The 13729-nt window shown below is 59.3% G+C and carries 12 protein-coding genes, 1 other RNA gene and 1 pseudogene; 8 read left to right on the forward strand and 6 right to left on the reverse strand.

The window, feature by feature from the left end:
* Positions 1-4 precede the first annotated feature (4 nt).
* Together M3P88_RS05900 and M3P88_RS05905 are read left to right on the forward strand one after the other, a co-directional pair.
* Entirely contained in the window at positions 5-1003 is a 999-nt protein-coding gene (locus M3P88_RS05900) for a PDDEXK family nuclease (protein WP_249615113.1), read from the forward strand.
* 107 nt (positions 1004-1110) lie between these two features.
* A pseudogene (locus tag M3P88_RS05905) lies at positions 1111-2043 on the forward strand (IS5 family transposase).
* A 127-nt stretch (positions 2044-2170) separates the two neighbouring features.
* Here the strand turns inward: M3P88_RS05905 and ssrA are convergent.
* The 3 genes from ssrA to ilvA all read right to left on the reverse strand — a co-directional run bounded on the left by ssrA (position 2171) and on the right by ilvA (position 4850).
* Positions 2171-2535: a transfer-messenger RNA gene (ssrA, locus tag M3P88_RS05910) on the reverse strand.
* A 57-nt stretch (positions 2536-2592) separates the two neighbouring features.
* A complete protein-coding gene (locus M3P88_RS05915) occupies positions 2593-3243 on the reverse strand; it encodes an HAD family hydrolase (RefSeq protein ID WP_249615114.1) in 651 nt (216 codons plus the stop codon).
* A gap of 74 nt (positions 3244-3317) precedes the next feature.
* Positions 3318-4850, reverse strand: a complete 1533-nt coding sequence (gene ilvA, locus M3P88_RS05920) for a threonine ammonia-lyase, biosynthetic (RefSeq protein ID WP_249615115.1) — start codon at positions 4848-4850, stop codon at positions 3318-3320.
* 177 nt (positions 4851-5027) lie between these two features.
* On the opposite strand from ilvA, the gene M3P88_RS05925 reads away from it, so the two are divergent.
* From M3P88_RS05925 to M3P88_RS05945, 5 genes are all read left to right on the forward strand, one after another.
* Complete coding sequence (locus M3P88_RS05925) at positions 5028-6164, forward strand: D-alanyl-D-alanine carboxypeptidase family protein (protein WP_249615116.1); 1137 nt, start codon at positions 5028-5030, stop codon at positions 6162-6164.
* 80 nt (positions 6165-6244) lie between these two features.
* Positions 6245-6511, forward strand: a complete 267-nt coding sequence (locus M3P88_RS05930) for an HP0495 family protein (protein WP_249615117.1) — start codon at positions 6245-6247, stop codon at positions 6509-6511.
* 2 nt (positions 6512-6513) lie between these two features.
* Positions 6514-7143, forward strand: coding sequence for a lipoyl(octanoyl) transferase LipB (gene lipB, locus M3P88_RS05935; RefSeq protein ID WP_249615118.1), 630 nt, complete (start codon positions 6514-6516; stop codon positions 7141-7143).
* Positions 7144-7204: 61 nt separating this feature from the next.
* Complete coding sequence (gene lipA, locus M3P88_RS05940; RefSeq protein ID WP_249615119.1) at positions 7205-8152, forward strand: lipoyl synthase; 948 nt, start codon at positions 7205-7207, stop codon at positions 8150-8152.
* Between the two features lie 164 nt (positions 8153-8316).
* A complete protein-coding gene (locus M3P88_RS05945; protein WP_249615120.1) occupies positions 8317-8892 on the forward strand; it encodes a lysophospholipid acyltransferase family protein in 576 nt (191 codons plus the stop codon).
* 208 nt (positions 8893-9100) lie between these two features.
* Here the strand turns inward: M3P88_RS05945 and M3P88_RS05950 are convergent, their stop codons facing one another.
* The 3 genes from M3P88_RS05950 to M3P88_RS05960 form a co-directional block, all read right to left on the reverse strand.
* Positions 9101-9703 carry an HD domain-containing protein gene (locus M3P88_RS05950; RefSeq protein ID WP_249615121.1) on the reverse strand — a complete coding sequence of 201 codons (603 nt, stop codon included), beginning with the start codon at positions 9701-9703 and terminating at the stop codon, positions 9101-9103.
* A 20-nt stretch (positions 9704-9723) separates the two neighbouring features.
* The gene (gene pepT, locus M3P88_RS05955; protein ID WP_249615122.1) at positions 9724-10953 is read right to left on the reverse strand and encodes a peptidase T; all 1230 of its coding nucleotides are present in this window, start codon (positions 10951-10953) and stop codon (positions 9724-9726) included.
* Between the two features lie 96 nt (positions 10954-11049).
* Positions 11050-11994, reverse strand: coding sequence for a nucleoside hydrolase (locus M3P88_RS05960; protein WP_249615123.1), 945 nt, complete (start codon positions 11992-11994; stop codon positions 11050-11052).
* 181 nt (positions 11995-12175) lie between these two features.
* Here M3P88_RS05960 and dbpA point away from each other — a divergent pair, with 181 nt between their 5' ends.
* Positions 12176-13555 (forward strand): ATP-dependent RNA helicase DbpA, encoded by a 1380-nt coding sequence (gene dbpA, locus M3P88_RS05965; RefSeq protein WP_249615124.1) that lies wholly within the window; start codon positions 12176-12178, stop codon positions 13553-13555.
* The last annotated feature ends 174 nt before the right edge of the window (positions 13556-13729 follow it).

Here is a 13729-nt window from a genome sequence, read left to right on the forward strand (position 1 = left end):
AGTTATGAGCCTCTACCATATCGCCGATAAAAACCTGACCCCGTTAACCCCGACCACCTTTGCCGCCGAGGGCTTGCACGAGCGTCAGGATCTGCAGGAGGCGTTGAAGCACAATATCGCTGCCATTGCGCCCGATTGTCTGGTGATTGCCGACGAGTTTTCCGACTGGGAAGACAGCCGCCGCCGCATCGACCTGCTAGCCATTGATCGCAATGCCAATCTGGTGGTGATCGAACTCAAGCGCGATGAAGTCGGCGCCCATATGGAGTTGCAGGCGCTGCGTTATGCCGCCATGGTTTCGAACATGACCTTTGACAAGGCCTGCGACTATTTCGAACGCTATCTTGTCGCCGAGGGGCTAGCCGATAGCGGCAGAGAGTGTGCCAGAGAGAAACTGCTGGCGTTTACCGGGCTGGATGAGAGCCAGCTTGATGATTTCGGCAATGATGTGCGCATCATGCTGGCCTCGGCCGACTTTGGCAAGGAACTGACCACCTCGGTGTTATGGCTGCGGGACAAAGGCATTGATATCAGCTGCGTGCGCTTAACCCCGTTCAAATACAAGGGCGAGGTGCTGATCAATGCCGAGCCGATCATCCCGGTGCCGGAAGCGGAAGCCTATCAGGTCAAATTCCGCGAAAAGCGCGCCGAAGAACGCGCCAGCCAGCAAAGCTCACGCGACTACAGCAAGTACCGTTTTAACGGCGAGGTCTACAACAAACGCAAGTTGGCGTTAGCGGTGATTAGGCAGTGGGTCCAGAATCGCCAGCTCACCAGCTTTGCGCAGATAAGCCACTATCTGTCGCAGTACGATTTGCCTAGGGCCGTCATCTTGGTTGATCAGATTGCCGAGAAAAATTTTAACCGCTGGCATTCGGCAGCCGGGGATCTCATCGAGCTGGCGTCTGGTGAACAAGTCGCGGTTTCTAATCAGTGGGGTGAAAATATCAATGATCTGGTGCGGGCGATGGCGCAACAGGTTGACACCATTGAAAAAGTTTAGTGTTTAAAGGGTGGTATGCTTGCATATTTTGATGTAAGTCAAACCTACGTGAGTCATTGGCTTTGTTGCACAAATCATGGTCGGAGCTGGTGAGGCAGAATGACTGCATGAACAAGCCCGCCCCACCCAAGTACAAGACTATCAACTGGAAGACCTACAACGCGGCGCTCAAGACACGTGGATCGCTGATGATCTGGCTGGATCGTGACATGAACTGGAACGGTGCCCCGCTCGGCAAACGTGGGCGCACGCCGACTTTCCGCGATGCGGCCATTCAGTTCTGCCTGACGATCAAATGCCTGTTCAACCTCGCACTCCGTCAAGCAGTGGGCATGGTGCAAAGCCTACTCAAACTGGCAGGGCTGGACTGGATGGTGCCGGACTACAGCACGGTGTGCCGGCGCCAGAAGCATCTGCAGGTGGTCATTCCTTGCCGTCCGACCGCGACCGGGCTACACCTGCTGATCGACAGCACCGGCATCAAGATGCTGGGCGAAGGCGAATGAAAAACAAAGAAACACGGCGCGGGGTACCGCCGCCAGTGGCGCAAGGTGCACTTGGGCATCGATGTGCAGACGCTGGAAATCTGGGCGATTGAAGTGACCGGCAACAAGGTAGGCGACGCACCGATGCTGCCTGAGCTGTTGAGCCAGATTCCACCGGAGGAAAGGATTGACTCCGTAAGCGGTGATGGTGCCTATGACACCAAAGGATGCCATGAGGCGATTGCCAAGCGAGAAGCTGAGGCAATGATTCCGACGCGGAAGAATGCCAAGCCATGGAAGGAGAATCGACTGGGTGCGCATGCCCGGAACGAGATTCTGCGCGCAACTCGCCGTTTGGGGAGCGTGATCTGGAAAAAGTGGAGCGGTTACCATCGCCGCAGTCTGGTAGAAACCAAGATGCGTTGTTTCAAATTACTGGGTGAGCGGGTAATGGCAAGGGACTTCGATCGCCAAGTCGCAGCGCTCCAAGTGCGTGCGGCGATCTTGAACCGCTTCACACGACTCGGTACGCCGATGACGGTGCGCATGCCATAAATCCGTCTGGGGAAAGGGGCTGTGCATGCCGCAGCCTATTTATGCAACAAAGCCGAAATAAAAAAACCCCGAGAGGCTTATTTCTCGGGGTTCTTGGTGTTTCATGACACGTCATGAAACGGTCGTTTGGTGGAGGCGGCGGGAATCGAACCCGCGTCCGGAAATCCTACACAGTGAGTTCTACATACTTAGTCGTGTCATTTGGATTTAACCTCGACCACGCCGACGGACAGGCTGGGTTCTGGCGAGTTACCTATTGTTTCGCACTGAGCCAAGTAACCCGACACAGCACTAGCAGATGTAAAGTGACACTACAGGGTTTTGACGCCCCCGGCCCATCTGCGAACCGTTGTAGTGTCTAGCCGGCCGTTAGGCTGCTAGAGCGTAAGTTTCGTCGTTTGCGACTAAAAAAATTCAGTGTTTTACGGGATGACTGAAATCCCGGTATGCCCTCATCCGCTTCGCAACCCCCGTCGAAACCAGGTCGCCCCCAGATTTGGTAGCGCGAGTATACCGCGTTGGCAGCGTGTCTGCCAGCTTTGTGTGGCCTTATAGATGCTGGAGCAGGTCCAGCGGGTGGTCGATGGCGATATCGGCCGCCCATTGTTCGGGTTTGTCGCTGTCAGCGATATAGCCCCAGTTGGCCAGCACCGTTTTCATGCCGACTATGCGTCCGGCCTGAATGTCGCGCTCGGCATCGCCCACATACAGGCAGTGTGCCGGCTGGATGCCGATCTGGCTGGCGGCGTGCAGCATGGGCTTGGGGTCGGGCTTGGCCACGCCGACGGTGTCGCCGCTGACCACGACCGCAGGCGCGAGCACAAAGGGCAGGGCGGGAACGAGGCGGTCGGTGAAGCGCATCGGCTTATTGGTAATAATGCCCCAGCTCAGGCCGCGTGCGGCCAGTGCCGCAATCATGTCGTTGACGCCGTCAAACAGGCAGGTTTCGTTGGCAAAGCCGTGTTCGTACTGCTCGAGAAAGCGCAGGCGATACTCTTCGAAACGCGGGTGTTCCTGCGTAATGCCGAAACCCAGGCTAACCAGGCCGCGCGCGCCGTGGCTGGCGATCGGGCGGATGGCGGCATAGGGCTGGGCGGGCAGGCCTTCTTCCGCCAGCAGGCGGTTGAGTGCGCCGCCAAGGTCGCGGGCGGTGTCGGCTAGCGTGCCGTCTAGGTCGAACAGGACTGCCTGTATGGTCATGATGGGTGTGGCTGCAAGTCGTGGGAAGGATATTGTCCCTGCGATCGGCTGCAGGGACAAGTTAAGGCCGGCTGTTAGCGCAGGGTCTTGCCCAGGAACAGCTTATAGGCCGGGTTGTCGGTTTCTTCGCTGCAGGGGTAGCCCAGCGTGTCGATAAAGTGCTGGAAGGCCTCGTTATCGGTGGCGGGAACCTGAATGCCGACCAGAACCCGGCCGTAGTCGGCGCCGTGGTTGCGGTAGTGAAAGAGCGAAATATTCCACTCGGTGCGCATGGCGTCGAGGAAGCGCTTGAGCGCGCCCGGGCGCTCGGGGAACTCGAAGCGCAACACGCGCTCGTCCTGCAACTGCGGTGCATGGCCGCCTACCAGATGGCGGATATGCAGCTTGGCCATTTCATTGTCGGTCAGGTCTATGCCTTCCAGGTCTTCGGCCCTGAGTGCATCGATAATGCGCTCGACGTCCTCGCGCCCGCTGATCTGGATGCCGACAAATACATGGGCAAGCTTGGGGTCGGCAAAGCGGTAGTTGAATTCGGTGATGTTGCGCTGGCCGATGATGTTGCAAAACTTCTTGAAGCTGCCCGGTGTTTCCGGAATGGAGACGGCGATAATCGCTTCGCGCCGCTCGCCCAGCTCCGAGCGTTCGGAGACATGGCGCAAACGGTCGAAATTCATATTGGCGCCGCAGTTAATGGCGACCAGGGTTCGCCCTTCACAACGTTCGCGCTCGGCGTAGGCTTTGGCGCCGGCCACCGCCAAGGCTCCTGCCGGCTCGCAGATGGCGCGGGTGTCTTCGAAAATGTCCTTGATTGCCGCGCAGACGGCATCGGTGTCGACCAGGATGATTTCGTCCAGCAATTCGCGGCACAGGCGGAAGGTTTCCTCGCCCACCAGCTTGACCGCGACGCCATCGGCAAACAGGCCGACATCCTTCAGTTCGACCCGGTGCCCGGCAGCGATAGACTGGCGCATGGCGTCCGAGTCGACCGGCTGCACGCCGATGACCTTGATTTCCGGCTTCAGGCGCTTGATATAGCTGGCGACACCGGCGGCCAGGCCACCGCCGCCAATGGCAACGAAGACCGCATCGATAGGGTCGGGGTGCTGGCGCAGGATTTCCATGGCGATGGTGCCCTGGCCGGCGATTACATCCGGGTCGTCGAAGGGCGGGATATACACCTTGCCGCTGCTGGCAACCAGTTCCATCGCATGCTGGTAGGCGTCGCTATAGGATTCGCCGAACAGCACCACCTTGCCGCCGCGGCTCAGTACACCGTCTATCTTGACCTGCGGCGTGGTAACCGGCATCACGATGGTGGCTTCGCAGCCTATCTTGCTGGCCGACAGGGCCACGCCCTGCGCATGGTTGCCGGCACTGGCGGTAATCACCCCTTGTTGCCTTTGCTCGGGTGTGAGCTTGGACATTTTGTTGTAAGCGCCGCGCAGCTTGAAGGAAAACACCGGCTGCAGGTCTTCGCGCTTGAGCAGGATGGTGTTGCGGGTGCGGCGCGACAGATTGGGGGCGATCTCCAGCGGCGATTCGATCGCCACGTCGTAGACGCGCGAGGTCAGGATGCGTTCAAGATAATCGGTCGGAGGGGTGGGCATGCGGGTTTCGTCCTTTGATGCATATGTCTTGTTTATTCAGGCTATCAGGAAATGGCAGCAGGGGGAACGGCTGATCGCAGCTGTTTTACGCTGCCGCGCGCAGAGCGCAGGCGTGTATAATCGCCAGCTGATTCTATGCGGACCTGTTGCGTCTGCCCTTATGCCTGAAACTAAACGATGAAAAAACTGACGTCCCTGATTGTTGCCGCCGCCTTTTCGCTGCCGGTTATTGCCAATACCGTATTCGTGCCGCCTGTGCCCGCCATTGCCGGCAAGGCCTATTACCTGACCGATTTCCATAGCGGCGAGACGATCGCCTCGCTGAATCCCGATCAGCGCATTGAGCCTGCTTCCCTGACCAAGCTGATGACCGCTTATCTGACCTTTAAGGCACTGAAGGAAAAGCGCCTGACGCTGGATCAGACCTTGACCGTGTCGCAAAAGGGCTGGAAAACCGAAGGCTCGCGCATGTTCCTCGACCCGAAAGTGCCGGCCAAGGTCGATGACCTGATCAAGGGCATGATCGTACAGTCGGGTAACGATGCTTGCGTCACGCTGTCCGAAGCGATTGCCGGCAGTGAAGAAGTGTTTGCCCAACTGATGACGGCCGAAGCCAAGCGTCTGGGCATGAAGAACACCAATTTCCAGAACTCGACCGGCCTGCCGGGCGACGCGCACTACACCACGGCGCATGATCTGGGGATTCTGGCGACGTCCATTATTCGCGACTTCCCGCAGTTCTATCAGATCTATTCGATGAAGTCGTTTACCTATAACGGCATCACCCAGCCTAACCGCAACCTGCTGCTGTACCGCGACCCGAACGTAGACGGCATGAAAACCGGCTTTACCAATTCGGCAGGCTACAACCTGATCGCGTCCAGCCATCGCGACGGCCGTCGCGTCGTGTCGGTGGTGGTCGGCACCAACAGTCCGGAAGCGCGCGCGGTGGAAAGCTCCAAGCTGCTGAACTACGGCTTGCAGTTCTTTGAAACGCCCAAACTGTATGAAGCCGATAAGCCGGTGTCCGAGGTCAGCGTCTACAAAGGCGAAGACAGCAAGTTGGCCATCGGCTTCAATCACAACGTCTATGCCACCGTCGCCAAGGGGCAGACCGGCAAGCTCAAGGCTGACCTGACCACCATGCAGCCGGTGATTGCTCCGATCAAAAAAGGGCAGACCGTCGGCAAGCTGGTGGTGTCGCTGGATGGCAAGGTGGTGCATGAAGAGCCGGTGGTGGCCCTGAAAGATGTGGCCGAAGGCGGTTTCTTCAGCCGGTTGTGGGACAGTATCAAGCTGATGCTGGGCTGGTAAGTCAGCACCGGGCGGTGCAGGGTTTCTCTGCCCGCCTGAGCCATACGGGCCTTGTGGCAAGGTCAATGGAAGGAAAGAGTATGAGCGAACAAAAAGATGTATTCGAATTCCCTTGCCGTTTTCCGGTCAAGGTCATGGGCGAGCGCCATGAAGAACTGACCGCCACCGTGATCGAAGTGGTGCGGGTGCATGCGCCGGATCTGGATGAAGTGGATGTGGTGGTGCGCGAAAGCAGCAGCGGCAAGTATCTGTCGCTGACGGTGACGGTGAATGCGCATAGCCGCGCCCAGCTGGACCAGATCTATCTGGCGCTGACGAGTCACCCCATGGTCAAGATTGTTCTGTGAGCATGCAGCGTCTTGTCAAACAGTTGGGGCTGGCCGATTACGAGCCCATCTGGCGCGATATGCAGGCTTTTACCGATGCGCGCACGGCCGACACCGCAGATGAACTGTGGGTGGTCGAGCATCCGCCGGTGTATACGCTGGGTCTGGCCGGCAAGCCCGAACATTTATTGTGCCCGACCGATATTCCGCTGGTGCGTACCGATCGCGGCGGGCAGGTTACCTATCACGGCCCCGGCCAGCTGGTGGTCTATCTGCTGATTGACTTCAAGCGTCTGGGCCTGGGGGTGCGCGAACTGGTGCGGCGCATTGAAAACGCCATTATCGCCATGTTGGCCGAGTGCGGCATCGCCGCCGCCGGCGATGTGAATGCGCCGGGTGTCTATGTGCAAGGCGAAAAAATCGCTTCGCTCGGGCTGCGCATCCGCAACGGTGCGGTCTACCACGGCCTGTCACTCAATGTCGACATGGATCTGACGCCATTTAACTGGATCAATCCCTGCGGCTATCAAGGCTTGAAAGTGACCCGGCTCAAAGACTTGGGTGTGTCGCTGACGGTGGCCGAGGCGGCTGAACGGCTGTTGCCGCATCTGGATCGCGAGCTGGATGCTCCGGTGCAGGGGCAGCCGGCGTAAACGAGATGCAACAATACAAGACTGGCACCGCCAAGGTGCAGGAAAACGGCAAGGAGTCCGCATGAAGCTGGAAAACGACGCAGGCGTCAAACACAAAGGTGCGGCCAAGACCGCGCGCATCCCGATCAAGGTGGTGCCGCTGGATGAAAAGCTGAAAAAGCCGGAGTGGATCCGCGCCAAGCTGCCATCGGGTCAGCGCTTTGGCGAGATCAAGGACATTCTGCGCGCGCAGAAACTGCATACCGTGTGTGAAGAGGCGACCTGTCCGAATATCGGCGAGTGCTTCAGCAAGGGTACGGCGACCTTTATGATCATGGGCGACATCTGTACCCGCCGCTGTCCGTTCTGTGATGTCGGCCACGGCCGGCCCAATCCGCTGGATGTGAACGAACCCAAACACCTGGCCGAAACGGTGGCCGCGCTCAAGCTGCGCTATGTCGTGATCACTTCGGTGGATCGTGATGATTTGCGTGACGGCGGTGCACAGCATTTTGCCGACTGCATCAGCGAAATCCGCAAGCTGTCGCCGGACACCCAGATCGAAGTGCTGGTGCCGGACTTCCGTGGCCGGCTGGACATCGCGCTGGAAATTCTGGCCGCCACGCCGCCCGATGTGATGAACCACAATCTGGAAACCGCGCCGCGCCTGTATAAGCAGGCCCGCCCGGGTGCCGACTATGTGCATTCGCTGGAACTGCTCAAGCAGTACAAGGCCTTGCGTCCGGAAGTGCGCACCAAGTCCGGCATTATGGTCGGTCTGGGTGAAACCGATGAAGAAGTGCGCGCGGTCATGGCGGATATGCGCCGCTACGATATCGATATGCTGACCGTAGGCCAGTATCTGCAGCCGACCGATGGCCATTTGCCGGTGTTGCGTTATGTGCACCCCGACCAGTTCAAGGCTTTTGAAACCGAGGCGTACGCCATGGGCTTCAAGCATGCCGCCGTCGGTGCCATGGTGCGCTCCAGCTATCACGCAGATCAGCAGGCTCATCAGGCCGGCGTGTAAAATTTGCGGCATGGCTGTTGCGGGATAAAGCCGGGTGCCTGGGGTGTCCGGCTTTTATTTTAGGGCGCAGCGGCATGCCGTTTGTCCGGCGCCGGTTTTTGCGTTAGAGTGCCGGCTCTTTTAAATGCCTCCGCGGCAACCCTCGCGCCATTAAAAACAATCCCATGCATAACACTATTTTTACCACCCCCGTAATCCGCACCCTGATGGCCTGGCTGTCCATCCTGCTGCTTAAACTCAGCGGCTGGAAGATCAACGGCAACTTCCCGGCCATTCCCAAGTACGTGATGATCGCCGCGCCGCATACCAGCAACTGGGATTTCCCGGTGACGCTGGCCGTCTGCTTTGCCAAGGGGGCGCAGATTTACTGGATGGGCAAGCATTCACTATTCAAAGGGCCGATGGGGCCGGTGATGCGCTGGCTGGGCGGGATTCCGGTGAATCGCAACCGCAACAACTCGCTGGTGCAGCAGATTGTCGATGTCTACCACGCATCGGACAGGCTGGTGGTGATCATTCCGCCGGAAGGCACGCGTGCCAAGGTGACCGAGTGGAAGACCGGCTTTTACCATATTGCCAAGGGCGCCGGCGTGCCGGTGGTGCCGGCCTATCTGGATTTCAGCCATAAACAGGCCGGCATTATGGAGCCGTTTTATCTGGGCGAGGATCTGGATACGGATATGGCCAAGATTCGCGCCCTGTTTGACGGCATCAACGGCAAGCGCCCGGATAGTTTCTAAGAACCTGTTCACGATCTGCTGCGCATCGGCGATACGGCGTTAAAAACAGCATTCGAAATGCGCATGTACCAGCTGTACATTCCGCTTTCTCAGCCGTTTTCGCCTTGTTTCGCCCTCGTTCGCGAGATCGTGAACACGACTCTAAGTAGGAAATGGCGGGGGCAAGGCGGGCTTCAGGCAAGAGGCGCACCTTGCCCCCGTTTTTGTCTTAGCGCGGGGCAAGCCAGCCTTGCTGTTCGGCCTCGGACAAGGCATCGCTCAGCCAGTCGGCAGCCTGCGGGCAGCCGGCGGCGACCTGACTAACGGCTTTGTCCTGAACTTGCTGGCGGCTGATTCCATTTTCGCGCCAGCTTTGTCCCTGGCTGTTAAGGTTAAGCAGGATGGGCATCATCCGGTCCATGGCATGGGCAAAACGGGCTTCTGCACTTTGTCCGGCATCGAATTCCAGCCAGTCATCCAGTAACTGTTCGGCTTGGGGCGCGGGCAAGAGGCCGAAGATGCGTTTAACGGCGGCCAACTCTGCCGCCTTGCGCTCGGCCAACCCTTCTTCGGCATAAAAAATGGTGTCGCCGGTGTCGATTTCGCCGATATCGTGCACCAGCAGCAAGCGAATCACCCGTTCGATATTGATGCTTTCGGTGGCATGTGGTGCCATGGCCAGCGCCAGCATGGCGACCTGCCAGCTGTGTTCCGCCGAGTTTTCATAGCGCTCCAGCGTGATCGGCTTGTTTTTCCTCAGCACGGCCTTGAGTTTGTCGATTTCGATAATGAAGGCGACGCGCGCCTGCAGTGCATGGTAGGGGCTGGGCATCTGTTCGGTTCTGTCCTGTGTTATTGAAGTTGTGCCGTATGCCGGGCAATGGCGACCAGCACTTCGACCGCCTTGTGCATGGCCTGGATGCTGACACATTCATGTTTGCCATGGAAATTAAAGCCGCCGGTAAACAGATTGGGGCAGGGCAGCCCCATAAACGACAGGCGCGAGCCATCGGTGCCGCCGCGTATGGGCTTGATCTTGGGCTTGATGCCGGCGCCCTGCATGGCGGCGCAGGCAATGTCGATAATATGCGGGTGTGGCGTTATCTTGCGGCGCATATTGAAATAGCTGTCGCTGACCGTCAGCACCAGGCGCGGCTGATCCAGCTCGCGGTTAAAGGCGGCCACCCGTTCGGCAAGATAGGCTTTACGCCGGGCAAAGCCCTCGTCGACAAAGTCGCGGATCAGATAATGCAGCTCAGCGGCTTCGACATCGCCCGCCATATGGTGCAGGTGGAAAAAACCTTCAAGCCCTTGCGTTTGTTCCGGCGTCTCGTGTTGCGGCATGCCGCTATGAAACACGCTGGCCAAGGTCAGGGCATTCACCAGCGTACCGTAGGCCGTGCCCGGGTGGACATTGTTGCCCTGTATTTTGATGCAGGCCGAGGCGGCGTTGAAGTTTTCGTATTCCAGCTCGCCCATTTCGCCGCCATCCACGGTATACGCCCACCTGGCCGGAAAACGCGCCAGCGGAAACAGATCGGCACCGCGGCCGATTTCTTCATCCGGGGTAAACGCCAGATAGATCTCGCCATGGATGATGTCGGGCGAGGCGAGCAGGGTTTCTACGGCCGTGACGATTTCGGCGATGCCGGCTTTGTCGTCGGCGCCAAGCAAGGTGCGGCCATCGGTGGTAATCAGGTCGTGGCCACGGCAGCTGCGCAGTGCCGGAAACGCCTTGAGCGAAATGCGCTCGCCACTGTCGCCAAGGGCGATGTCCTTGCCTTTCCATGCCGGGACGAACTGCGGCTTTAGCGGCTGGGCGGCAAAGTCGGGCGAGGTGTCCAGATGGGCAATCCAGCCTATGGCCGGCGCACTGCAGCCCGGGCTTGCCGGCAGACGGGCGGTCAGATAGCCGTTTTCATCCAGTGTCACCTCCGCCAAGCCTAGTGTAGTGAGTTCAGTCGCCAGTTCTTGCGCCAGGATGCGCTGCCCGGCTGTGCTGGGGCAAGATGGGCTGGCGGGGTCGGAGCGGGTATCGATATGGGCGTAACGCAAGAAGCGTTGAGTGAGCGGGCTTTGCATGGTGAGGCCTCATTCAAGCGTAGTGGGCTCACTATGCGCCGCGCCGCGCAGGATTTCCTTGCTTTAGCACAGACTCCTTCAAGAAAAATACCGGTTTCAGGGCAGTTTGGCCATGGCTTGTGCCATGCGCGCGAACATCGCGTCGGCATCCACTTCGGTCAGGTAAAGCGCGTTGCGGGATCGGCCGGTCGTGCCCCACCAGTCAACCGCGCAATGGCCTTGAGTCAGCGGGCTATCGGTTTCGACTTCGACATTGACCTGGCGGCCGCTGAACAGCTCGGGGGCCAGCAGCCAGGCGATGGCGCACGGATCGTGTAGCGGTGCGCCCATCTGGCCGTATTTCTGCACATCATGGCGCTCGAAACTGGTCAGCAGCGACGCCGCCAACGGGCCGCAATGGTTGGGCAGCGACGACAGGGCGGCGACGCGCGACGCCGATGTACAGGCTTTGTGGGTCACATCCAGCGGCAGCATGACCAGGGGAATGCCGGCATGCAGCACCTGTTGCGCCGCATGCGGGTCGACATAGAAATTGAATTCGGCCGAGGGGGTGACATTGCCGCCTTCGAAATAGGCGCCGCCCATCAGTACGATCTCTTTGATGCGCGAGGCGATGTCCGGCGCCTTCAATAGCGCCAGCGCAATATTGGTCAGCGGGCCGACCGGGCATAGCGTGACCGTGCCGGCTGGCTCGCGCCGCAAGGTATCGATCATGAAGTCGACGGCATGCGCAGCTTGCAAGGGCATGGCCGGCTCATGCATGGGCGCGCCTTCCATGCCGGTCTTGCCGTGTACATGCTCGGCGGTGACCAGCGGGCGCACCAAAGGCCGGGCAGCTCCGGCGTAAACCTTGATGTCGCTGCGCGCGGCCCATTCGCATACGATGCGCGCGTTGCGGCTGACGGCTTCTATGCCGACATTGCCGGCGACGCAGGTAATGCCCAGCAAGTCGATTTCATCCCGCGCGCCCAGCAAAAAGAGCAGGGCGATTGCGTCGTCCAGTCCCGGATCGGTATCAAAAATAATGGGCTGTTTGTGCATGGTGTATCCCTTTGGCTGGATGAGCGCGCGTCGAGTGATGCTAATGTATCGTTATCGTTCTTAACCTGATTTGATTTGACTATGGTAGCTTGGCATTTAGCCGTCAACCGACATGCAATTGGTCAGAACGGCGCCATCCTGCTACACTCTGCGACCTTTCTATGTAGCGCGCCAAGTCATTGTGAACAAAACGGAATTTTCATCGCTGGGGCTGTCGGCCCCCTTGCTCTCCAATCTCGACGGTCTGGGTTACCACCAGATGACGCCTATTCAGGCTCGCGCCTTGCCGGTGATTCTGTCCGGCGGTGACCTGATCGCACAGGCCAAGACCGGTAGCGGCAAGACCGCAGCCTTCGGTCTGGGCGTGCTGTCACGCATCAATCCGCGCTGGTTTGCCGTACAGGCGCTGGTGCTGTGCCCGACGCGCGAGCTGGCAGACCAGGTGGCGCGCGAAATCCGCCGCCTGGCGCGCGCGATCGACAATATCAAGGTCGTGACGCTGACCGGCGGCACGCCCATGGGCCCGCAGATCGGCTCCCTGTCGCACGGTGCCCATATCGTGGTTGGCACGCCGGGCCGCCTGCATGACCATCTGTTCCGCGAAACGCTGGATCTGTCCAAGGTAGAAACCTTGGTGCTGGACGAGGCCGACCGCATGGTCGACATGGGCTTTTACGAGGAAATCACCGGCATCGTCGATGCCTGTGCCAAGAAGCGCCAGACCTTGCTGTTCTCGGCGACGTATCCGGACAATATCCGCAAACTGGCGGCCCGTTTCCTGAAAAACCCCGAGCAGATCCGTCTGGAATCGCTGAACGACACTTCGCGTATCGAGCAGCGCTTTTACAAGGTCAGCCCCGAGGCACGCATTTCGACGGTGGCGGCGGCACTGGCGCACTTCCGTCCGGCCTCTACCCTGGTGTTTTGCAACACCAAGGAGCAGGTCAAAAATATGGCGCGCGACCTGAGCGCGCAGGGCTTTTCTTCGCTGGCGCTGTATGGCGATCTGGAACAGCGTGACCGCGACGAGATTCTGCTGCAGTTTGCCGCCGGGTGCGCCAGCGTGCTGGTGGCGACCGATGTCGCGGCGCGTGGTCTGGATATCACGACGCTCTCCTGTGTCGTGAATGCCGACCTTGCGCATGACCCGGAAATTCATATCCACCGCATTGGCCGTACCGGCCGTGGCCACGACAAGGGGCTGGCGCTCAGTCTGGTTGTGCCTAGCGACGGCAAGCGTCTGGCGCAGATTGAAGTGCAGCAGCAAGGCCCGGCCAACTGGCGCGATCTGAAAGAGCTGGTGGCGCAAAAGGCACCGGCCGCCGCACCGGCCATGGCCCTGATCTGCATGACCGGCGGCAAGAAAGACAAGATCCGTCCGGGCGACATTCTGGGCGCATTGACCGGTGATGCCGGCCTGCCGGGCAGCGCCATCGGCAAGATCAGTGTCAGCGACAATATCAGCTACGTGGCCATCGAGCGCGCACGCGCCAAGGAAGCGCTGGCGCATCTGGACGGCGGCCGCGTCAAGGGCCGCAATGTGAAGGCGCGGTTGGTGTAAAGCGCCAGCCTTGCATCACGCGAAACCCGTCACCAAGTGACGGGTTTTTTTTTGCATGGACTGTTGTTGGTGCGGGCCAAGGAAAGGGGCGCACACAAGCACGGCGGCCAAATATTTTTTGTGGATAGCCTATCCTGCATACAGACTCAATCCGGTTTTTTCATTGTTTCGGCA

The organism is Craterilacuibacter sp. RT1T (assembly GCF_023502145.1).
Taxonomy (GTDB): Bacteria; Pseudomonadota; Gammaproteobacteria; order Burkholderiales; family Chromobacteriaceae; genus Craterilacuibacter.

Excerpts from the sequence above, each read along its gene's own strand:
- M3P88_RS05925 (WP_249615116.1), top strand. The coding sequence starts at position 5,028 with ATGAAAAAACTGACGTCCCTGATTGTTGCCGCCGCCTTTTCGCTGCCG.
- M3P88_RS05960 (WP_249615123.1), bottom strand. The coding sequence starts at position 11,994 with ATGCACAAACAGCCCATTATTTTTGATACCGATCCGGGACTGGACGAC.
- M3P88_RS05930 (WP_249615117.1), top strand. The coding sequence starts at position 6,245 with ATGAGCGAACAAAAAGATGTATTCGAATTCCCTTGCCGTTTTCCGGTC.
- pepT (WP_249615122.1), bottom strand. The coding sequence starts at position 10,953 with ATGCAAAGCCCGCTCACTCAACGCTTCTTGCGTTACGCCCATATCGAT.
- ilvA (WP_249615115.1), bottom strand. The coding sequence starts at position 4,850 with ATGCCCACCCCTCCGACCGATTATCTTGAACGCATCCTGACCTCGCGC.
- M3P88_RS05945 (WP_249615120.1), top strand. The coding sequence starts at position 8,317 with ATGCATAACACTATTTTTACCACCCCCGTAATCCGCACCCTGATGGCC.
- lipA (WP_249615119.1), top strand. The coding sequence starts at position 7,205 with ATGAAGCTGGAAAACGACGCAGGCGTCAAACACAAAGGTGCGGCCAAG.
- M3P88_RS05900 (WP_249615113.1), top strand. The coding sequence starts at position 5 with ATGAGCCTCTACCATATCGCCGATAAAAACCTGACCCCGTTAACCCCG.
- lipB (WP_249615118.1), top strand. The coding sequence starts at position 6,514 with ATGCAGCGTCTTGTCAAACAGTTGGGGCTGGCCGATTACGAGCCCATC.
- M3P88_RS05915 (WP_249615114.1), bottom strand. The coding sequence starts at position 3,243 with ATGACCATACAGGCAGTCCTGTTCGACCTAGACGGCACGCTAGCCGAC.
- M3P88_RS05950 (WP_249615121.1), bottom strand. The coding sequence starts at position 9,703 with ATGCCCAGCCCCTACCATGCACTGCAGGCGCGCGTCGCCTTCATTATC.